The 21671-nt window shown below is 65.4% G+C and carries 18 protein-coding genes; 12 read left to right on the top strand and 6 right to left on the bottom strand.

All coding sequences use genetic code 11. The features are described from left to right. Positions 1–85: 85 nt before the first annotated feature. Complete coding sequence (locus J4P02_RS12125; protein ID WP_426190425.1) at positions 86–1300, top strand: HD-GYP domain-containing protein; 1215 nt, start codon at positions 86–88, stop codon at positions 1298–1300. A 3-nt stretch (positions 1301–1303) separates the two neighbouring features. Here J4P02_RS12125 and bkdR read toward each other — a convergent pair whose 3' ends face one another. Continuing rightward, positions 1304–1792: a Bkd operon transcriptional regulator BkdR gene (gene bkdR, locus J4P02_RS12120; RefSeq protein ID WP_426190423.1), complete on the bottom strand. Its 489-nt coding sequence runs from the start codon at positions 1790–1792 to the stop codon at positions 1304–1306. Between the two features lie 196 nt (positions 1793–1988). Between bkdR and J4P02_RS12115 the strand changes: the two genes are divergently transcribed. From J4P02_RS12115 to J4P02_RS12080, 8 genes are all read left to right on the top strand, one after another. After that, positions 1989–3224, top strand: coding sequence for a 3-methyl-2-oxobutanoate dehydrogenase (2-methylpropanoyl-transferring) subunit alpha (locus J4P02_RS12115; RefSeq protein WP_426190421.1), 1236 nt, complete (start codon positions 1989–1991; stop codon positions 3222–3224). Between the two features lies 1 nt (position 3225). Then, positions 3226–4284: an alpha-ketoacid dehydrogenase subunit beta gene (locus tag J4P02_RS12110; RefSeq protein ID WP_426190419.1), complete on the top strand. Its 1059-nt coding sequence runs from the start codon at positions 3226–3228 to the stop codon at positions 4282–4284. Further along, the gene (locus J4P02_RS12105) at positions 4285–5574 is read left to right on the top strand and encodes a dihydrolipoamide acetyltransferase family protein (protein ID WP_426190417.1); all 1290 of its coding nucleotides are present in this window, start codon (positions 4285–4287) and stop codon (positions 5572–5574) included. Between the two features lie 17 nt (positions 5575–5591). Next, positions 5592–6983 carry a dihydrolipoyl dehydrogenase gene (gene lpdA, locus J4P02_RS12100; RefSeq protein ID WP_426190415.1) on the top strand — a complete coding sequence of 464 codons (1392 nt, stop codon included), beginning with the start codon at positions 5592–5594 and terminating at the stop codon, positions 6981–6983. Positions 6984–7229: 246 nt separating this feature from the next. Continuing rightward, positions 7230–8249 (top strand): branched-chain amino acid aminotransferase, encoded by a 1020-nt coding sequence (locus J4P02_RS12095; RefSeq protein WP_426190413.1) that lies wholly within the window; start codon positions 7230–7232, stop codon positions 8247–8249. A gap of 179 nt (positions 8250–8428) precedes the next feature. Then, complete coding sequence (locus J4P02_RS12090; protein WP_426190411.1) at positions 8429–8950, top strand: sigma-70 family RNA polymerase sigma factor; 522 nt, start codon at positions 8429–8431, stop codon at positions 8948–8950. 53 nt (positions 8951–9003) lie between these two features. Then, positions 9004–9945 (top strand): FecR domain-containing protein, encoded by a 942-nt coding sequence (locus tag J4P02_RS12085; protein WP_426190409.1) that lies wholly within the window; start codon positions 9004–9006, stop codon positions 9943–9945. An 84-nt stretch (positions 9946–10029) separates the two neighbouring features. Then, positions 10030–12459 (top strand): TonB-dependent siderophore receptor, encoded by a 2430-nt coding sequence (locus tag J4P02_RS12080; RefSeq protein ID WP_426190407.1) that lies wholly within the window; start codon positions 10030–10032, stop codon positions 12457–12459. Between the two features lie 81 nt (positions 12460–12540). On the opposite strand, the gene J4P02_RS12075 is transcribed toward J4P02_RS12080, so the two are convergent. The 3 genes from J4P02_RS12075 to J4P02_RS12065 are packed head-to-tail and all read right to left on the bottom strand — an operon-like array spanning position 12541 to position 15350. Continuing rightward, positions 12541–13227, bottom strand: coding sequence for a hypothetical protein (locus tag J4P02_RS12075; RefSeq protein WP_426190405.1), 687 nt, complete (start codon positions 13225–13227; stop codon positions 12541–12543). 12 nt (positions 13228–13239) lie between these two features. Beyond that, positions 13240–14133, bottom strand: a complete 894-nt coding sequence (locus J4P02_RS12070; RefSeq protein ID WP_426190403.1) for a TIGR03915 family putative DNA repair protein — start codon at positions 14131–14133, stop codon at positions 13240–13242. Further along, a complete protein-coding gene (locus tag J4P02_RS12065) occupies positions 14130–15350 on the bottom strand; it encodes a putative DNA modification/repair radical SAM protein (RefSeq protein ID WP_426190401.1) in 1221 nt (406 codons plus the stop codon). The genes J4P02_RS12070 and J4P02_RS12065 overlap by 4 nt, the downstream gene beginning before the upstream one ends. Before the next feature lie 175 nt (positions 15351–15525). Between J4P02_RS12065 and J4P02_RS12060 the strand changes: the two genes are divergently transcribed. After that, entirely contained in the window at positions 15526–16179 is a 654-nt protein-coding gene (locus J4P02_RS12060; RefSeq protein WP_426190399.1) for a sel1 repeat family protein, read from the top strand. Between the two features lie 73 nt (positions 16180–16252). Here J4P02_RS12060 and J4P02_RS12055 read toward each other — a convergent pair whose 3' ends face one another. Both J4P02_RS12055 and J4P02_RS12050 read right to left on the bottom strand, forming a co-directional pair. Next, positions 16253–17641: an ATP-binding protein gene (locus J4P02_RS12055; RefSeq protein ID WP_426190397.1), complete on the bottom strand. Its 1389-nt coding sequence runs from the start codon at positions 17639–17641 to the stop codon at positions 16253–16255. Further along, the gene (locus J4P02_RS12050) at positions 17638–18348 is read right to left on the bottom strand and encodes a response regulator (RefSeq protein ID WP_426190395.1); all 711 of its coding nucleotides are present in this window, start codon (positions 18346–18348) and stop codon (positions 17638–17640) included. The genes J4P02_RS12055 and J4P02_RS12050 overlap by 4 nt, the downstream gene beginning before the upstream one ends. A gap of 216 nt (positions 18349–18564) precedes the next feature. Between J4P02_RS12050 and J4P02_RS12045 the strand changes: the two genes are divergently transcribed. Further along, positions 18565–20937, top strand: coding sequence for a TonB-dependent receptor (locus J4P02_RS12045; protein WP_426190393.1), 2373 nt, complete (start codon positions 18565–18567; stop codon positions 20935–20937). A 29-nt stretch (positions 20938–20966) separates the two neighbouring features. Continuing rightward, positions 20967–21647, top strand: coding sequence for a Fe2+-dependent dioxygenase (locus J4P02_RS12040; protein WP_426190391.1), 681 nt, complete (start codon positions 20967–20969; stop codon positions 21645–21647). The last annotated feature ends 24 nt before the right edge of the window (positions 21648–21671 follow it).

Raw genomic sequence — 21671 nt, 5'->3', positions numbered from 1 at the left:
CGGTACGCCCCCATCCGGTTCCCGGGCCCGTTGCCCGGGGCCGTTTGGCGGTGACGGCCAAGCGTCCTGTAAGGGAGTGCTGTCGATGCTGAAACTGATCTCGCTGCAACAGCTGCAATTGGGCATGTACATCCATCAATTCTGTGGTTCCTGGCTGGACCACTCATTCTGGAAAGCCGGCTTCGTGCTCGACAGCCGCGCCGACCTGCAACGCCTGCAAGGCTCCAACCTCAGCGGCCTGTGGATCGACCCGAGCAAAGGCCGCGACCTACCCGAAGTCGCCACCGCCGCCCAGCAGCAGCGCCCTGCCCCGGCGGCCGCCAGCAACGCCCAAACCCGAAGTGCCCCACCCAGGGCCGGCATGCAGCAGGAGCTGCAACGGGCCCTCAAGGTCTGCGCCCATTCGCGCCAGGCGGTGACGGCGATGTTCCAGGAAGTGCGCATGGGCCAGGCCTTGCAGATGGTCCAGGTCGAGGACCTGGTGCAGCAGATCAGCCAGTCGCTGCTGCGCCACCCCGATGCCCTGATCAGCCTGGCGCGGCTGAAGAACGTCGACGACTACACCTATATGCATTCGGTGGCGGTCTGTGCGCTGATGCTGGCCACCGCCCGCCAGCTGGGCCTGGCGGAACACCATGTGCGCCTGGCCGGCGTGGCCGGGCTGCTGCATGACGTGGGCAAGCTGGCCATCCCCGAAAGCATTCTCAACAAGCCGCAGAAGCTCTCGGACAGCGAGTTCGAACAGGTCAAGCAGCACCCGCTGGCCGGCGGCGCGATCCTGCGGCAGAACCTGGGCGTGGATGCGCTGGTGCTGGATGTGTGCCTGCACCACCATGAAAAGGCCGATGGCTCGGGTTACCCGCACCGCCTGGCGGGCAACCAGATCAGCCTGTTCGCGCAGATGGGCGCAGTCTGCGACGTGTACGACGCGGTGACCTCCAACCGTCCCTACAACCGTGGCTGGGACCCGGCCGAGGCGATCCAGCGCATGTCCACCTGGACCGGCCACTTCGACCAGCGGGTGTTCCAGGCCTTCGTCAAGGCCGTGGGCATCTATCCGGTGGGCTCGCTGGTGCGCCTGGCAAGCGGGCGCCTGGCGGTGGTGATCGAACAGCACCCCGAAGCCCTGCTGACGCCCAAGGTCAAGGTGTTCTTCTCCACCCGCTCCAAGCTGCCACTGGAGCAACGGGTGCTGGACCTGGCCAAGCTGCGTGGCGAGGAACGCATCGTCGCCCGCGAAGCCCCGGAAGACTGGGACTTCAAGCAGCTCGAGCAACTGTGGCGCACGGCTCCCGCCTGAGCCTCAGCTGCCCAGGGTCAGGCCGTTGGCCGGCAGCGGCAGCGCGGTCTTGTAGCGCACCTGCTTGAGGGCGAAGCTGGAGCGGATATTGGCCACCCCGGGAACCTTGGTCAGGAAGTCCATCATGAAGCGTTCCAGGGCCTGGATGGTCGGCACCAGCACCCGGATCAGGTAGTCCGGGTCACCGGCCATCAGGTAGCACTCCATCACCTCCGGGCGCTCGGCGATGGCCTCTTCAAAATGCTGCAGGGCCTCTTCCACCTGCTTCTCCAGGCTGACGTGGATAAACACGTTGACGTGCAGCCCCAACAGGTCGGCGTCCAGCAGGGTCACCTGCTCGCGGATCAGGCCCAGCTCTTCCATGGCCTTGACCCGATTGAAGCAAGGGGTGGGAGAAAGATTCACCGAACGGGCCAGGTCGGCGTTGGTGATGCGGGCATTCTCCTGAAGGCTGTTGAGAATGCCGATGTCGGTACGGTCCAGTTTGCGCATGAGATAAAACAACCTGTCTTTTTATGTTTATGCAGATTTTTTATCTGCAAATAACTGCCAGCGCAATGAAACAGAGATAAATATTCTTCTACGCCCGGCCTATGATGTTTGTAGGACAAGATTTCCCCTACCCGGGGAAGGACTGTCAGCTAGCGCGCCCAATACAAGAAATCCACAAGATCGAGCGTAGAAAGCCATGACCACCGCGTATGCACCGCTACGCCTGCACGTTCCCGAACCCTCGGGCCGTCCCGGCTGCAAGACCGACTTCACCTACCTGCGTCTGAACGACGCCGGCCTGGCTCGCAAACCCCCTATCGATATCGAACCTGCCGACTGCGCCGACCTGGCCCGGGGCCTGATCCGCGTGCTCGACGACCAGGGCAACGCCCTGGGCGACTGGGCCGCCGAGGTTCCCGTGGAAATCCTCCGCCAGGGCATGCGCGCCATGCTCAAGACGCGGATCTTCGACAACCGCATGGTGGTTGCCCAACGCCAGAAGAAGATGTCCTTCTACATGCAGAGCCTGGGCGAGGAAGCCATCGGCAGTGCCCAGGCCCTGGCGCTGAACATCGACGACATGTGCTTCCCCACCTACCGCCAGCAAAGCATCCTGATGGCACGCGAAGTTCCCCTGGTGGAGATGATCTGCCAGCTGCTGTCCAACGAGCGCGATCCGCTCAAGGGACGCCAGCTGCCGATCATGTACTCGGTGAAGGAATCCGGGTTCTTCACCATTTCCGGCAACCTGGCGACCCAATTCGTGCAGGGCGTGGGCTGGGGCATGGCCTCGGCGATCAAGGGCGATACCAAGATCGCCTCGGCCTGGATCGGCGACGGCGCCACCGCCGAGTCGGATTTCCACACCGCCCTGACCTTCGCCCACGTGTACCGCGCGCCGGTGATCCTCAACGTGGTCAACAACCAGTGGGCGATCTCCACCTTCCAGGCCATCGCCGGTGGTGAAGCCACCACCTTCGCCGGACGCGGCGTGGGCTGCGGCATCGCCTCCCTGCGGGTCGACGGCAACGATTTCATCGCGGTCTACGCCGCCTCGCGCTGGGCCGCCGAACGCGCCCGGCGCAACCTTGGCCCGACCCTGATCGAGTGGGTCACCTACCGCGCCGGCCCGCATTCCACCTCCGACGATCCGTCCAAGTACCGCCCGGCCGACGACTGGAGCCACTTCCCCCTGGGCGACCCGATTGCCCGCCTCAAGCAGCACCTGATCAAGATCGGCCAGTGGTCCGAAGAGGAACACGCCGCGGTCAGTGCCGAGCTGGAAGCCCAGGTAATTGCCGCACAGAAGGAAGCCGAGCAGTACGGCACCCTGGCCGGCGGCCAGATCCCCAGCGCCGCGACCATGTTCGAGGACGTCTACAAGGACATGCCCGAGCACCTGAAACGTCAACGCCAGGAACTGGGGATCTGAGATGAACGACCACAACAACAATATCCAGCTGGACTCCGCCATGACCACTACCACCATGACCATGATCCAGGCCCTGCGCTCGGCCATGGATGTGATGCTCGAGCGTGACGACAACGTCGTGGTGTTCGGCCAGGACGTGGGCTACTTCGGCGGCGTGTTCCGCTGCACCGAGGGCCTGCAGGCCAAGTACGGCACCTCGCGGGTGTTCGACGCGCCGATCTCGGAAAGCGGCATCGTCGGCGCCGCCATCGGCATGGGCGCCTACGGCCTGCGCCCGGTGGCGGAAATCCAGTTCGCCGACTACGTCTACCCGGCGTCCGACCAGATCATTTCCGAAGCCGCGCGCCTGCGCTATCGCTCCGCCGGCCAGTTCACCGCCCCCATGACCCTGCGCATGCCCTGCGGCGGCGGCATCTACGGCGGCCAGACCCACAGCCAGAGCATCGAGGCGATGTTCACCCAGGTCTGCGGCCTGCGCACCGTAATGCCGTCCAACCCCTACGACGCCAAGGGTCTGCTGATCGCTTCCATCGAGAACGACGACCCGGTGATCTTTCTCGAACCCAAGCGCCTGTACAACGGCCCGTTCGACGGCCACCACGACCGCCCGGTAACCCCCTGGTCGAAACACCCGGCGGCCCAGGTGCCGGACGGCTACTACAAGGTGCCGCTGGATGTGGCGGCCATCGCCCGTCCCGGCAAGGACGTTACCGTGCTGACCTACGGCACCACGGTCTATGTGTCGCAAGTGGCGGCCGAGGAAAGCGGCATCGACGCCGAAGTCATCGACCTGCGCAGCCTGTGGCCGCTGGACCTGGACACCATCGTCAAGTCGGTGAAGAAGACCGGACGTTGCGTGGTGGTGCACGAAGCCACCCGTACCTGCGGTTTCGGCGCCGAACTGGTGTCGCTGGTGCAGGAACACTGCTTCCACCACCTGGAAGCCCCGATCGAGCGCGTCACCGGTTGGGATACGCCGTATCCCCACGCGCAGGAATGGGCATATTTCCCAGGGCCGTCCCGAGTGGGCGCGGCGCTGCAACGGGTCATGGAGGTCTGAATGGGCACGCACGTTATCAAGATGCCGGACATCGGCGAAGGCATCGCAGAAGTAGAACTGGCGCAGTGGCATGTAAAAGTCGGCGACCTGGTGGTGGAAGACCAGGTGCTGGCGGACGTGATGACCGACAAGGCGATGGTGGACATCCCCTCGCCGGTGCACGGCAAGGTCATTTCCCTGGGCGGCGAGCCCGGTGAAGTGATGGCGGTGGGCAGCATCCTGATCAGCATCGAAGTGGAAGGCGCGGGCAACCTCAAGGAGTCCGCCCAGGCCGCTGCGCCTGCCGCGGAAAAACCGCCAGCTATCAGCCAGCCAGCCGCCGCGCCGATGGCCGCAGCGCCCAAGCCGGAGAAACCTGCCGCGGCCTGCCGCCCTGCGCCCCAGGCGCCGGTGGCCCGGGAAGCCGACGAACGCCCACTGGCCTCGCCAGCAGTGCGCAAGCATGCCCTGGACCTGGGCATCCAGTTGCGCCTGGTGCAAGGCAGCGGCCCGGCCGGGCGCATTCTGCATGAAGACCTGGACGCCTACCTGGCCCAGGACGGCCAGCCCCTGCGCGGTTATTCGGCGCCGGGCAGCGGTTATGCCGAACGCCACGACCAGGAACAGATCCAGGTGATCGGCATGCGCCGCAAGATCGCCCAGCGCATGCAGGAATCCAAGCACCGCGCCGCGCACTTCAGCTATGTCGAGGAAGTGGACGTCACCGCCCTGGAAGAGCTGCGCATCCACCTCAATGAAAAACACGGCGCCAGCCGCGGCAAGCTGACCCTGCTGCCATTCCTGGTGCGCGCCATGGTGGTGGCCCTGCGCGACTTCCCGCAGATCAATGCGCGCTACGACGACGAAGCCCAGGTCATCACCCGCCTTGGCGCGGTGCATGTCGGGGTCGCCACCCAGAGCGACGTCGGCCTGATGGTGCCCGTGGTGCGCCATGCCGAAGCCCGCAGCCTGTGGGGCAATGCCGAGGAAATCGCCCGCCTGGCCAGCGCCGCGCGCAGTGGCAAGGCGGCGCGTGAAGAGCTTTCCGGTTCCACCATCACCCTCACCAGCCTCGGCGCCCTGGGCGGCATCGTCAGCACCCCGGTGCTGAACCTGCCGGAAGTGGCGATTGTCGGGGTCAACCGCATCGTCGAGCGGCCGATGGTGATCAAGGGCCAGATCGTGATCCGCAAGATGATGAACCTCTCCAGCTCCTTCGATCACCGGGTGGTCGACGGCATGGACGCCGCGCAATTCATCCAGGCCATTCGCGGCCTGCTGGAACAACCCGCCACCTTGTTTGTGGACTGATCATCAGAGGAGCAGGCATGCAACAGACTCTCAATACCCAGCTGCTGATCATCGGTGGCGGCCCTGGCGGCTATGTGGCGGCGATCCGTGCCGGCCAGCTGGGCATCTCCACCATCCTGGTGGAAGGCCAATCCCTGGGCGGCACCTGCCTGAACATCGGCTGCATTCCGTCCAAGGCGCTGATCCATGTGGCCGAGCAGTTCCACCAGACTCGCCACCACAGCCAGGGCTCGGCCCTGGGCATCGAAGTGGCGGCGCCGAGCCTGAACATCGGCAAGAGCGTGGAATGGAAGGACGGCATCGTCGATCGCCTGACCAGCGGCGTGGCCGCCTTGCTGAAGAAACACAAGGTGCAGGTGATCCAGGGCTGGGCCAAGGTCATCGACGGCAAGACCGTGGAAATCGAAGGCGCCGACACCCGTATCCAGTGCGAGCACCTGCTGCTGGCCACGGGTTCGAAAAGCGTCAATCTGCCGATGCTGCCCATCGGCGGGCCGATCATCTCCTCCACCGAGGCCCTGGCACCCAAGGCCCTGCCCAAGCACCTGACCGTGGTTGGCGGCGGCTATATCGGCCTGGAGCTGGGCATCGCCTACCGCAAGCTGGGGGTCGAGGTCAGCGTGGTGGAGGCCCAGGAACGCATCCTTCCGGCCTACGACGGCGAACTGACCCAGCCAGTGCTGGAATCGGTAAAGCAACTGGGGATCAAGCTCTACCTCAAACACAGCGTGCTGGGCTTCGATGCCGCCAGCAGCAGCCTGCAGGTGCGCGAGCCCAATGGCGACACCCTGAACCTGGCCACCGACCAGGTGCTGGTGGCCGTAGGGCGCAAGCCCAACACCCAGGGCTGGAACCTGGAAGCCCTGAACCTGGACATGAATGGCTCGGCGATCAAGATCGACCAGCGCTGCCAGACCAGCATGCGCAATGTCTGGGCCATCGGCGACCTCAGCGGCGAGCCGATGCTGGCCCACCGCGCCATGGCCCAGGGCGAGATGGTGGCCGAGCTGATCGCCGGCAAGCACCGCGAGTTCAACCCGGCGGCGATCCCCGCAGTGTGCTTCACCGACCCGGAACTGGTGGTGGCGGGCAAGACCCCGGACGAAGCCCGCGCCGCCGGCCTGGATTGCATCGTCAGCAGCTTCCCGTTCGCCGCCAATGGCCGGGCCATGAGCCTGGAATCGAAAAGCGGTTTCGTGCGGGTGGTGGCACGGCGCGACAATCATCTGATTGTCGGCTGGCAGGCAGTGGGGGTCGGGGTTTCCGAATTGTCCACGGCGTTTGCTCAATCCCTGGAAATGGGCGCGCGCCTGGAAGATATCGGCGGCACCATCCACGCCCACCCAACCCTGGGCGAGGCGGTACAGGAAGCGGCGCTGCGGGCTTTGGGCCACGCCCTGCATATATAGAAGACGCAGGAGCGCGGCTGCCCGCGAAAAGGCTGGCATTTCGGGCTGGCGCCTTCGCGAGCAAGCTCGCTCCTACAGGGCTGTTACAGCAAGGGGGGAAGTTTCATGAGCAACCTAAGATTTTTTGCTCACCCGCCCTTGGTCCGGGGTGCGGTCGCCCCCCGGAATGCAGTATTGTTGTGCCCATCCAATAAAACGTCAGAAGCCTTGAGCCGTTCCGACGGTTGTTAAGTGATAGAGGGTGTCATGGGTAACGAAAGCATCAATTGGGACAAGCTGGGTTTTGACTACATCAAGACAGACAAGCGCTATCTGTCGCACTGGCGTAACGGCGAGTGGGACGCAGGCACCCTGACCGAAGATAACGTGCTGCACATCAGCGAGGGCTCCACCGCCCTGCACTATGGCCAGCAGTGCTTCGAAGGCCTCAAGGCCTACCGCTGCAAGGACGGTTCGATCAACCTGTTCCGCCCCGACCAGAACGCCGCGCGCATGCAACGCAGCTGCGCCCGCCTGCTGATGCCGCAAGTCTCCACCGAACAGTTCATCGAAGCCTGCAAGGCCGTGGTCAAGGCCAACGAGCGCTTCATTCCGCCTTACGGCACCGGCGGCGCGCTGTACCTGCGCCCGTTCGTGATCGGCGTCGGCGACAATATCGGCGTACGCACTGCGCCCGAGTTCATCTTCTCGATCTTCGCCATCCCGGTCGGCGCCTACTTCAAGGGCGGCCTGACCCCGCACAACTTCCTGATCTCCAGCTACGACCGTGCGGCCCCACAAGGCACCGGCGCGGCCAAGGTCGGTGGCAACTACGCCGCCAGCCTGATGCCCGGTTCCCTGGCCAAGAAAGCCAGCTTCGCCGACTGCATCTACCTCGACCCGCTGACCCACAGCAAGATCGAGGAAGTGGGTTCGGCGAACTTCTTCGGCATCACTCACGATGACAAATTCGTCACCCCCAACTCGCCATCGGTACTGCCGGGCATCACCCGCCTGTCGCTGATCGAGCTGGCCAAGACCCGCCTGGGCCTGGAAGTGGTCGAAGGCGACGTGTTCATCGACAAGCTGGCGGACTTCAAGGAAGCCGGCGCCTGCGGCACCGCTGCGGTGATCACGCCGATCGGCGGCATCGAGTACCAGGAAAAGCTGCACGTGTTCTACAGCGAGAAAGAAGTCGGCCCGGTCACCCAGAAGCTCTATAAAGAGCTGACCGGCGTGCAGACCGGCGACGTCGAGCCGCCAGCAGGCTGGATCGTCAAGGTCTGATTCGCACCCTGCTCTACCTCAGCCCGCCCCTGCTTGCCAGGGGCGGGCTTTTTATTGCCTGGAATTCGTCTGGTCCATGCTGACGGGCCGGTATCAGACTTTTCTTGCGGTGCCTCGGCAACGATCTATATGATAAGCGTTATCATTCGCGACCTTCCCTGCCCCGGTAATTGCCTTTCATGCCTGCTCCCGCCCCAGCCAGCGCCAGCGATCTGACCCAGCTGTATCGCCAGCAGCATCAGTGGCTGAAAAACTGGCTGCGCCTGCGACTGAACTGCTCCCACAGCGCCGCCGACCTGGCCCAGGACACCTTCCTGCGCCTGCTGGCCAAGCCCGAGCCGGTGCAGATCCAGGCGCCCCGCAGCTTCCTGGCCAAGGTGGCGCAGAGCGTGCTGAGCAATCACTACCGACGCCAGAAGCTCGAGCGGGCCTACCTGGAGGCCCTGCAACAGCTGCCCGCGCAGGTGGTCCCGGACCTGGAGACCCAGGCCATTCTCCTGGAAACCCTGATGCAACTGGACGCCGTGCTCGAACGCCTGGAACGCCCGGTGCGCCAGGCCTTTCTCTGGTGGCAACTGGACGGCCTGGGGCATGAGCAGATCGCCGAGCGCCTGCAAGTCTCGGTGACCACGGTCAAGCGCTACATCGTCAAGGCCGGGGCCCAGTGCATCCTGCTCGACGACAGCCTGGGCTCGCTGTGAGCCGGCCCCTGGGCAGCAGCGCAAGCGCAGAGCCCCAGTCCATTGATATCGCCATGGCCGAACAGGCCATGCAATGGCAACTGGAGCTGCTGGAGCCCGATGTCAGCGCCACCACCCTCGCCGCCTGGCAGCGCTGGCGCCTGGCCCACCCGCTGCATGAAACCGCCTGGCAACGGGCCGAGGCCCTCAGCCAGCGCCTGCAACAGGTACGTAGCCAGGGCCACAGCGAACTGGCCCGGGCCACCCTGGGGCCGAACCTTGGCCGTCGTCGTGCCCTCAAGCACCTGGGCTTGTTGCTGGCGGTCGGCACCGCTGCCTGGGCCACCCGGGACAGCGCCCTGGTGCAGGACTGGAGCGCCGACTACAGCACCCGAGTCGGCCAGCAACGGCGCCTCACCCTGGCGGACCAGACCCGGGTACAGCTCAATACCGACACCGCGATTGCCCTGGCTTTTGATCGCCAGCAACGGCGTATCAAGCTGCTGCGCGGCGAACTGCTGCTGACCCTGGCGCGACAGGATGGGCTGGCCCTGCAGGTGGAAACCGCCGAAGGCTGGATCGACGCCAGCACCGCAAGCTTCAGTGTGCGCCAGTTGGCCGGACGCACCGAACTGACGGTGTACCAGGGCCACCTGAGCCTGCGCCCCCGGCACGGCGGGCAACCGGCGCTGTCCCTGGGGGCAGGCGAACAGGCAGGTTTCAGCCGAGACGGGTTGCTGCAACGCCAAACGCAAAACGCCACGCAACCGGCCTGGAGCCAGGGCATGCTAGTGGCCCAGGGCCAACCCCTGGCGCAGTTCCTGGCAGAACTGGGGCGCTACCGCCCCGGGCACCTGGGCTGCGACCCGGGCCTCGCCCAGTTGCCGGTTTCCGGCACTTTCCCCCTGGCCGACACCGACCGCGTAGTGTTCGCCGTGGCCCAGACCCTGCAGCTGGAAGTGCGCCAGTTCACTCGCTACTGGGTCACCCTGAAACCCCGTACCGCCCTGGGCTGAAAATATTCTTGCATCAAGGTGGTCTGTTTTTCGCGCTGGCGAGACTTAACCCCCAGAACCTTTCATTTGCATGGGGAGCAACACATGTCATCGGCAGTCATCCAGCGCCGCAAGCGAACCTTTCCACTCAAGCAGCACCTGGCCGGTGCCGTGGCCCAGGGCCTGATCTGCCTCACCGGCAGCACTGCGGCGGCGCTGCTGCCCACCTGGGCCCTGGCCGCAGAGCAGGCCCAGATCGAATTCGATATTGCCCCCGGCAACCTCGCTGGCGCGCTCACCCGCTTTGGCCAGAGCGCGCATATCCTGCTGTCCTATCCGGCGAGCCTCGCCGAAGGCCGGCAAAGCCCCGGGCTCAAGGGCCGGCATGATGTCGACAGCGGCCTGGCCCTGCTGCTCAGTGGCAGCGGCCTGCAAGCAGTGCGCGGCGCCAACGGCAACTACTCCCTGGAGGCCCGCAGCAGCGGCGCCAGCCTGGAGCTGAGCCCGGTATCGATTTCCGGCAAGGCCCCGGGCTCCACCACCGAAGGCACCGGCGAATACACCACCTACTCCTCCAGCAGTTCCACCCGCCTGAACCTGACGCCGCGGGAAACCCCGCAGTCGATCACCGTGATGACCCGCCAGCGCCTCGACGACCAGAACCTCAGCACCCTCACCGACACCCTGGAAGCCACCCCGGGGATCATCGTCACCCGCGACGGCCTGGGGGCGGAAACCGACAGCTACTGGTCCCGCGGCTTCGCCATCCAGAACTACGAGATCGACGGCGTGCCCACCAACACCCGCCTGGACAACTACTCCCAGAGCATGGCCATGTACGACCGGGTGGAAGTGGTGCGTGGTGCCACCGGCCTGATCAGCGGCATGGGCAACCCGGCGGCCACCATCAACCTGATCCGCAAGCGCCCCACCCGCGAAGCCCAGGCCAGCATCAGCGGCCAGGCCGGCACCTGGGACCGCTATGGCGGCGGCGTGGATGTCTCCGGCCCGCTGACCGACAGCGGCAATGTGCGCGGGCGCCTGGTGGCCGACTACAAGACCGAAAGCGCCTGGGTCGACCGCTACAAACAGCAGACCCAACTGCTGTACGGCATCGGCGAATTCGACCTCAGCGAAGACACCCTGCTGACCCTGGGCTTCAGCTACCAGCGCACCGACGTCGATTCGCCGCTGCGCAGCGGCCTGCCGACGCGCTTTGGCAGCGGTGAACGCACCGACTTCAAGCGCTCCACCAACAGCGCCCCCGACTGGTCCTACAACGATCACCAGCAGACCAGCTACTTCGCCTCCATCGAGCAACAGCTGGGCAACGGCTGGAGCGGCAAGATCGAGTACACCCACGCCGAGAACCAGTTCGACGAGCTGTTCAACTTCGCCATGGGCTCAGTCAACCAGGATGGCAGCGGCCTGACCCAACTGCCGGTACGTTTCTCCGGCACTCCGCGCCAGGACAACCTCGACCTCTACCTCACCGGCCCCTTCAACCTGTTCGGCCGCGAACACGAGCTGATCGGCGGCATGACCCTGTCCCAGTACAAGGAACGCACCCCGAGCTGGGGCGGCTGGCGCTACGACTATGCCGGCTCGCCGGCCGGGGTCATCGACAACCTGAATGACTGGGATGGCCACTCGCCCAAGCCCAGCCAGAACGTCAGCGGCAAAGCCTCGATGGACGAAAACCAGTACGCCGCCTACCTGACCTCGCGCCTGCGCCTCACCGACGACCTGAGCCTGATCCTCGGCAGCCGAGTGATCAACTGGCAGCGCGACACCAACGATCGCCCCTACGGCGGTAGCGAAACCGAGGTCAAGCGTGAAGAGAACGGCGTGTTCATCCCTTACGCCGGGGTGGTCTACGACCTGGACGACACCTGGTCGGTGTACGCCAGCTACACCAGCATCTTCAACCCCCAGGCCTCCTGGGTGCGCAGCGAAGACAACAAGCCCCTGGACCCAATGGAGGGCAAGGGCTACGAGGTGGGGATCAAGGGCAGCCACTTCGACGGCCGCCTGAACTCCAGCCTGGCGCTGTACAAGCTGCAACAGGACAACCTGGCGATCTGGCAGCACGACAACGTCTACAGCGCCGAGCAGGACACCACCTCCAAGGGCGTGGAACTGGAGTTCAACGGCGAGCTGGCCGAAGGCTGGCAGGCGTCCGCCGGCTATACCTACTCGGTCACCACCGACGCCGACGACCAGCGGATCAACACCGGCCTGCCGCGCAACAGCTTCAAGACCTTCACCAGCTACCGCCTGCACGGCCCGCTGGACAAGCTCACCCTGGGCGGCGGAGTCAATTGGCAGAGCAAGGTCGGCAACGACCTGCACACCTTCACCCAGGGCAGCTACGCAGTCACCAACCTGATGGCCCGCTACGACATCAGCCGCAACCTCAGTGCCTCGCTCAACCTCAACAACCTGTTCGATCGCGAGTACTACAGCAACGCCGGCACCTACGGCAACTACGGCGCCCCGCGCAACCTGATGACCAGCTTCAAGTACAGCTTCTAACGACAGCCCAAGCGCGTCGAGGCTGACTCTCGACGCAGCCAGCCCCACCCGCCTGCCCCAGAGTGAAGGCGGGCGCGGCCCTCAGTGGCCGATAGCGAACAGGGTGATGACCTGTCGCACCCCATCCACCACCAGTAGCGCCGCCTGGGAGGCCATCGAGGTGTAGAGAAAACTGACAATCAGCACACAGAGCTCGAACCAGACGAACATCGGCCAGTTGCTGGCGCGCATCGGTCGCTGCTGCATCAGTTGCCTCACCCCGTTGCGTGGCAGGTGATAGACGATCTCGAACACCTGGGTCTCACGAAAATTCTTGAACACCGCATACACCACGGCAAACCCTGTGGCTCCCGCTATCCACCAGAAAGCGACACGTTCGACAGCGTTTTGCCCCTGCGGCTGATAGCTGACACTTTGCTGAAAAAACGGAATGCCCACTGCCGAAACTAGCGGGATGACTATCCCGAAGTAGATCACCAAACCCAGGCTGGCCATGGCCACACCACTGGCAAACACACTGATGCGGATCACCCAGGCCAGAAACCCGGGAGAAAACTTCGAATAGGCCCTTTGGGTTTCGATCACCAGCAGCGGGATCAGCATGGTCAATACCCCAACCCCGATATCCACGGCCTTGAACCCGGTCTTGGGCAGCAGCAGTGCCGCCAGGAAGGTCACCCCACGGCTGCCCACCCGCCACATCATTTTGGCGTCGTCGCTCACCGACTTCGACCAGAATTCCTCGGTTATTCCTTTGCCATCATCCATAGGCTGCCTGCCTTATTGTTCAACGCCGCGCATTGTCATGGATGGCCCCGATGCCTGCCCAGCGCTTTCGCTGCGGGCCTGGCCAATCCGCTTGCCCGGACGTGCCGCCACCGCGCTGGCCTGGCCATCGCGCTGCTTGCCGTGGCGTGCCTGGTTGATCAGGGCGGGAATCAGCGGACCTTCCGGCAGGTGCTTCCAGAAGCGCATTGGCAAATGCCCCTGCATGGCCTTGGGGTTGAGCCGCGCCGGGTTGAAGATATGGCTGTAGTAGGCCAGCCACAGCTCGCCGCCGGGGTCTCCGCTGGCCTGGGCCAGTTGCTGCCAGGCAGCGGGGCAACGTCGTTGGTAGTGCAGTTGCGTGCCGTCGAAATACACCCCGTCCCGGGGCGTGGCGATCATCCAGCGCTGGCGCCCCATGCGCCCGATAAAGTGCCGGCTGGCCGCATCCAGGATGTCGTGAGCCGGTTCGTGCCAGGCCACGAACTGCGGCTGCTCGGGCCCGGTTGAAGGCCCTTGGGCCAGGCTGACAAAGCGCACGAAGGCATGCAGGTGATGGGCCTCGCGGTCCACCTGCTTGATCCGCCGCTGCAGTTCGCTGCCCAACCGATCGCCGCTGAGCATGGCCGTGCGATCGCCATGACTGACCCGCCACAGCACCTCGTACAGCAGGCTCCAGCGCTGTTCGCCGCGATAGCAGGCGGCGCGCTGCAACAGCTCCAGCAGGGCCAGGGGCACTCGCGCCTGGAACGGCCCGGCGTGGGCCGGAAGGTCCTCGTCACTGGCAAACAGATCGGCCTCTCGCGCCCCGGCCCAACTGACCCGGCTCGGGTCGATGGAATGGCTGAGCAGCCAGCGCGCCTGCTGGCGCCAGGTGTCGAACAGCTCGTCGCAGTCCAGGCTGATCATCCCCAGAGCCCCATCTGCTGCGGTTGCGGGCGATCCCGCAGTTGCTGGTAAAGCTGCGCGCTGCTGGTTTCCGCCTGCTGCGGGTGATAGTCGCTGGTGATGAAGAACGGCCTGGCCTTGCTCAGCACGCAGCGCATGCGCGCCAGGTCCTCGTAGCGGATGCGCCGCTCGCGGCGCAGTTCCACCAGGCGCTGGGTGGTGCGCAGGCCGATCCCCGGAATGCGCGCGATCAGCGCCGGTTCGGCACGGTTCAGGTCCAGGGGAAACACACTGCGGTTGTCCAGGGCCCAGGCCAGCTTGGGGTCGATGTCCAGGGCCAGGTGCCCCGGCCCCTTGAGCAGTTCGTTGGCACTGAAGCCGTAGCCCCGCATAAGAAAATCGGCCTGGTACAGGCGGTGCTCGCGCAGCAGTGGCGGCGCGGCCAGGGGCACGCTTTTCGGGCTGTTGGGAATCGGGCTGAAGGCCGAGTAATAGACCCGGCGCAGACGGAAGTTGCCGTACAGGGCCTCGGCACTGTGGAGGATGGTGCTGTCGTCGCTGTCATCGGCGCCGATGATCATCTGGGTGCTCTGCCCGGCCGGGGCGAAGCGTGGCGCCCGGGGTTCGTTGCGCACGCTCTGCTCGCCGGTGTAGATGGTGCCCATGGCCTGCTTGATCGAACCCAGGTGTTTTTCCGGGGCCAGGGCCTTGAGGCCCCGGTCGGTGGGCAACTCGACATTGACGCTGAGGCGATCGGCATAGCGTCCGGCCTCCTCGATCAGCCGCGGGTCGGCGTCGGGGATGGTCTTGAGGTGGATATAGCCACGGAACTCGTGCTTCTCGCGGAGCAGCCTGGCCACCTGCACCAGTTGCTCCATGGTGTAGTCCGCCGAACGGATGATCCCGGAGCTGAGGAACAGCCCGCTGACGCAGTTGCGCCGGTAGAAATCCAGGGTCAGGCGCACCACTTCCTCAGGGCGAAAGCGCGCCCGCGGCACGTCGCTAGAACGGCGGTTGACGCAGTACTGGCAGTCGTAGAGGCAGAAGTTGGTCAGCAGGATCTTCAGCAGCGAAACGCAGCGCCCGTCCGGCGTATAGCTGTGGCAGATGCCCATGCCATTGCTCGAGCCCAGCCCGCTCTTGCCTTCGGAGCTGCGTTTGGGTGCGCCGCTGCTGGCGCAGGAAGCATCGTACTTGGCGGCGTCGGCGAGGATGCTCAGCTTGTCGATCAATTGCATGGAAAGGCCCGGATACTGTTTTTATATACAGTACAGAGTGCGCCCGCAAAACCACAAGAGACTGGCCGGGTGGAAACTGAAAAAAACTGAGCGCCACGCGCCAGCGGCCTGGTGCTATTGACGAAAAACCTTAAGATACGCCCGCCCCCACAGCCCCTGGAAAGGACTCTGCCCCATGCCCCGCCTCTACCGTTTCTACCTGTTCGGCATCGCCCTGCTGTCGAGCCTGGCGGCCAGCGCCGCGCCCAACGACCAGGCGCTGATCGATGCCGTTTACAACAAGGTCCAGGCCCAACAGGAATGGCAGGCCCAGGCCAGGCACTGCCCCGCCGAGCAGATGCCGAGCATGGCGAGCAAACGCGCCACCCAGGCCAACCGCTGCGAAAACCCGGAGCAACTGGGGGCCTGCCTGCAACGCTGCGAAGGCGGCGACGCTAGCGACTGCTACTGGCTGGCCAACACCCTGCAACAGAGCAAGGGCCCCGCGGCCGGCTATGAACCGCTGTACCAGCGCGCCTGCAGCCTGGGCCTGGTATCCGGGTGCACCAACCGCGCCGCCGGCATGCTGGTGGCCGAAGGCGATAGCCAGAAGAGCCAGCAGTGTGCCGCGCAGACCTTCAGCAAGGCCTGCGACCTGGATGACCCCTGGGCCTGCACCATGTACGGCTTCCACCTGAGCCGCGGCATCGGCACAGCGCCGGACGCCGATCGGGCGCTGCAAGTGCTGGATAAATCCTGCAAGTACGGCACTGCCGACCCGGCCTGCCGCGGCGCCCGCCAGTTGCAGGAAGAAATCCGCCAGGCCATCCAGGCGGCCCGCCCTCAATAGCACCTCGACCCAGGGCAGGTCCTTCAGTCAGGCCTGTGCGCCGCGCCTTGAACCGGGCGCGCAGGCCTTCCCCTCACAGCACCGCACGCGGCAGGTACAGGCTGGCTTGCAGCCCCCCTTCCGGGCGGTTTTCCAGTTGCAGCCGGCCGCCATGGGCCTGGGCCACCGAATGGGCAATGCTCAGGCCCAGGCCGAAACCGCCGGTGGCGGCATTGCGCGATTCATCGACCCGGTAGAAGGGTTCCAGCACCTGTTGCAGCAAGGCCTCGGGAATGCCTGGGCCCTGATCGCGCACCTGGATCTGCAACCACTGCTCATCGTCCAGCACCGCTATGTCCACCTGCCGGCCATAGCGCACGGCATTCTCCAGCAGGTTGTGCACGCAGCGCTTGAGGCTGCGGGCGTATCCGGGCAGCGGTGCGTGGGCCGCGCCGTGGATCGGGATCGATACCCCCAGGTCCTGGAAGTCGCTTTGCAGGCTTTGCAGCAAGGCGTTGATCTCGATGTTCAAGCGCTGCTCGTTGACCTCGCCGCTGGCGACGAAGTCCAGGGTGCTGGTGACCATCTGCTCCATTTCCTCAAGGTCGCGGCGCAGGTGCTCGCGGATCGGCGTGGCCCCCAGCAGCTCGGTGCGCAGGCGCATGCGGGTGATGGGCGAGCGCAGGTCGTGGGACACCGCCGCGAGAAACCGCGTGCGCTCGGCCAGGCTGGCGATCAGCCGTTGCTGCATCAGGTTGAAGGCCTCGGCGGCGCGGCGCACTTCCAGGGGCCCGTCGAGCGGCAGCGGTGGGCGCTGGATATTCTTGCCCAGCTTGCGCGCCGCCTCGGTCAACTGGGTCAGCGGGCGGATCGCCAGGCGCACCGCCACCAAGGCCAGCAGCACCACCAGCAGAATCCGCAGCAGGTAGATGCGCAGCACGTAATCCAACACCAGGTCCCCCGGGGCCTTGCTGCTCCAGCCCTGGGCTTCCCGGGCATCGACCCGCAGCCAGCGGCCGTCGGGCAGTTGCAGCTCCAGCAGAAACAGCCCCACGGTCGGCCGCGCCGAAAGCAGCGCCGGCAAGCGCGCCGGGCTGCCGGCGTGGTCCACCAGGGCCAGGCGCAGCACCCGCAGTGATTCCGGGTGGCCGATCTTTTCCCGCAGCACCTTGTTCAGCAGGCGCACCGTGGGCTGGGTCGCCGGGTCGTCGGCGGTGGGCTGGTCGCTGGGCCGCTCCTGCAGGCTCAGGTGCAGGTCGGGGCTTTCCAGCATCTGGATCAGGCTGTCCACCTGCTGCGGGTTGCGCGCCGACACTCGGATCAGGTCCGCCAGCCGGCTGGCCACCAGCCGCGCGGGAATCTCCAGGGCCTGGCGATGGCGGATATCGAACCAGATGCTGCTGGTGGCGATCTGCGCCGCCAGCATGCCCACCACCAGGATGATCACCAGCCGGCCGAACAGCGAATCGGGAATCAGCTTCACGGCTCGCTCACCACGTCGCTGGCGGTGAGCATGTAGCCCTCGTTGCGCACGGTCTTGATCAACTGCGGCGCCAGCTGCTGGCGCAGGCGGCTGATGCACACGTCGATGGAGCGGTCGAACGGCGTGCTGTCCTTGTCGAACGCATGATTGAGCAGGAAGTCCCGGCTCAGCGGCCGGTTGGGGTACTGCAGCAGCAAGCGCAGTACGCGGAAATCGGAGTTGCCCAGGCTCACCACCACACCCTCAGGGGACAGCAGGTGGCGTGCCCGGGTATCCAGCAGCCAGCCGGCAAACTGGATGCTCGCCACTTCATCCACCCGTGCGCGGTCGGGAAAGCTCTGCACCCGGCGCAGCACCACCTTGATCCGCACCAGCAGCTCGCGCGGGTCGAAGGGTTTGGGCAGGTAGTCGTCGGCGCCCATCTCCAGGCCGACGATGCGGTCGATCAGGCTGCCACGGGCGGTGAGCATGATCACCGGGATATTGCTCGCCGCCCGCAGGTCGCGGCACAGGCTCAGGCCGTCTTCGCCGGGCAGCATCAGGTCGAGAACGATCAAATCGATGACATTCAGTTCCAGGCGCCGGCGCATTTCCCGGCCGTCGGCGGCGGTGCTCACCTGGTAACCGGCCTCGCGCAGGTAGTCACAGAGCAGTTGGCGGATTTGCGGATCGTCATCGACGACCAGCAGGTGGTCTTGTTTGGACATGGGGAAGTCTTCAAGCCTGCAAGGGGCCCCAGCAGTAGCGCAAAAACGCCGCGCCGGACCAGGGAAATGTAATGGAATGTTGTGGCATGGCCCTGGGCTGCATTGCCGATACAAAACCCCGTCATTGGGGGCTGGGTGGCTTATTAGACTACCGAATCTAAATAAGATCGATTCGGATTTAGCCACATTCAGCGCACTTTTATCGCAGGTATTTCGATGCACGGCCCCTCCCCCCTTCTTCCGCAACGCTTGCCCCGCAGCCTTTCACCGCTGGTCGGCCTCACCGCCCTGAGCCTGCTGGCGCCCCACGCCCAGGCAGATACCGATGGCGATGCGGCCAGCCTCAAGCTGCCCACCACCCAGGTCCAGGGCAACGCCGGGAGTGCCTACAAGAGTGACCGGGTGAGCTCGGCGAAAATCGCCACGCCGCTGCTCGACGCCCCGCAAAGCATCAGCGTGGTGCCGCAGCAGGTGCTCAAGGAACAGAACGCGCAAACGTTGCAGGAAGTGCTGCGCAATGTACCGGGCATCACCTTTATGTCCGGCGAGGGCAACCTGGGCTGGGGCGACCTGTTCTCGATCCGCGGCTTTTCCTCGGAGCAGAGCCTGACCGTGGACGGCGTGCGTGACGCCGGCATGTCGACCCGCACCGACACCTTCAACCTGGCCCAGGCCGAGGTGTTCAAGGGCACCGGTTCCGTGGAATCCGGGGTTTCGGCGGTGGGCGGCAGCGTCAACCTGCAAAGCAAGGAAGCGCACCTGGGCAACGCCAACCGCATTTCCGCCGGCCTCGGCACCGACGCCTACCGCCGGGTCACCGGCGACTTCAACCAGCAGCTCAACGACACCACCGCCGTGCGCCTGAACCTGATGCGCCACTACAACCAGGTGTCCGAGCGCGACAACGTCGACTACGACCGCTACGGCCTGGCGGCGTCGCTCGGGGCCGGCCTGGGCACAGACACCCGACTGTTCGTCGACCTGTTCTACCAGAAGGATGACAACACCCCGGATGGCGGCGTGCCGATCCAGCGCGGCACCCACGGCAAGCGCATGCCCGGGGTCAAGCGCTCGAACTGGTACGGCGACGCCGACACCTACACCCAGCAGACCAAGACGATGTCGCTGACCGCGCGCCTGGAGCACGACTTCGCCGACGACTCGCAACTGCGCAACCAGTTGCGCTGGGAGCGCACCGACAACTTCGCGGTGCTGTCGCCGGCACGCTTCTTCGCCGCCGACGCCAACGGCAACAAGAGCTGCAGCGCCAGCCGCTGCGCGACCCTGGGCTACACCGGGGTGGGCGGCCTGAGCCGGGTGCCGGGCAGCACGGTGAACGCCTACAGCGACTACCTGAACAACAGCAACACCGCCTACGGCATCCTGCGGGGCAACGACTTCGGCCTGTCCAAGCGCTACACCATCCTCGACAACCAGACCGACTACCAGTTCGCCTTCGACACCTTCGGCCTCGGCCATCAGGTGGCCAGCGGCCTGGAGCTGTACCACGAGACCTACGGCGGCCTGAGCCGCAACGCCAAGGTGCCCAGCGGCGACCTGTGGTTCGACATGGCCGAGCCGTCCCACGACTTCGCCAGCACCTACACCCGCAAGGGCTCGGGCGAGCCACATTCGACCATCGACGATGCCGCGCTGTACTTCAGCGACACCCTGACCCTCAGCGAGCAGTGGCAGCTGCTGGGCTCGCTGCGCTACGACCACTGGCAGGCCGAGACCCGCCAGCGCGGACAAAGCGACGTGAGCAGCAGCGATGGCGCCTGGAGCGGCCGCGCCGGGGTGGTGTTCAAGCCCCTGCCCAACGGCAGCATCTATGCCTCCTACAGCGAAGCGGCGCAGCCTTCGGCCATCGGCGCCTCCACCAACAACCAGATCTACGGCGCCGCCAGCACCCGCCGCTACAGCCCGGCCAAGTCCACCACCTATGAACTGGGCACCAAGTGGGACCTGCTGGATGAACGCCTGAACCTCACCGCGGCGATCTTCCGCACCGAACTGCAGAATTCCTGGGAATACCAGCAGGGCGAAACCGCCCCGGTGCGTGCCCTGCCGGCCAAGCGGGTGGACGGCGTGGAGCTGGGCCTGCAAGGCAACATCACCGAGCGCTGGAGCGCCTACAGCGGTTTCTCGGCGCTCAAGAGCCGCCAGACCAAGGGCGCCAATCAGGGTGCGGAGGCCAAGAACGTCCCCGACCTGACCGCCAACCTGTGGACCACCTACCAGTTCACCGACGACCTGAGCCTGAGCTACGGCGCCAACTACGTCGGCCGCCGGCGCTACAGTGACAACCAGTACGTGGGCGGCCTGAACAACAACAGCAGCTACGCCAACGGCCCGGCCGGGGTGGCGGCGATCTACACCCGCGACCACGAGAAAGCCCCCGGCTACTGGCTGCACAACCTGGCGGCGCAGTACAAGGTCAACCGCCAGACCACCCTCAACCTGAACCTCAACAACCTGTTCAACACCTTCTACTACAGCCAGATCGGCGCCTCCTTGGACGGCTTCCAGCTGTATGGCATTCCCGGCGCCGGGCGCACCCTGACCGCGAGTGTCGACTATGACTTCTAAGCCGCGCCCACGGCAGCCGGGAGCGACCGATGCTGCTTGAGATCCCCGGGGTCTTGAGCCCCGATGAAGTGCGCGAGATGCGCCTGCAACTGCTGGCCCAACCGTGGATCGACGGCAAGGCCACTGCCGGCCTGGGCTCGGCCAAGGCCAAGCACAACCGCCAGCTGGCCGAGGACTCGCCCATGGCCATCGCCCTTGGCCAGCGCATCCTGGCCCGGCTTTCGGAGCATCCGCTGTTTATGTCCGCGGCCCTGCCCAAGCGCATCTACCCGCCGCTGTTCAACCGCTACGGGGTGGGCGAAGGCTTCGGTTTTCATATCGACAACGCCATCCGCGGGATCAAAGGGGTGCGCGAACGGGTGCGCACCGACCTGTCCGCCACCCTGTTCCTCGGCGACCCGGACAGCTACGACGGCGGCGAGCTGATCGTGCGCGACACCTTCGCCACGCACCCGGTGAAACTCGCCGCCGGTTCCCTGGTGCTCTACCCCGGCAGCAGCGTGCACCGGGTCAGCCCGGTGACCCGCGGCGAGCGCCTGGCGGCGTTCTTCTGGATCGAAAGCCTGGTGCGCGAGGACAGCCAGCGCAGCCTGCTGCTGGACATGGATGTGGCCATCCAGCGCCTGACCCAGCAACAGGCCGACGAAGAATCCCTGCTGCAACTGTGCGGCGCCTATCACAACCTGTTGCGGCGCTGGAGCGACGTTTGAGCCGCAACCAACGGAGGAAATTCC

The sequence above is a fragment of the Pseudomonas sp. NFXW11 genome (assembly GCF_049887815.1).
Taxonomy (GTDB): domain Bacteria; phylum Pseudomonadota; class Gammaproteobacteria; order Pseudomonadales; family Pseudomonadaceae; genus Aquipseudomonas.
Note: the sequence above shows the minus strand (reverse complement) of the source record. Positions and strands in the feature narration are given on the sequence as shown.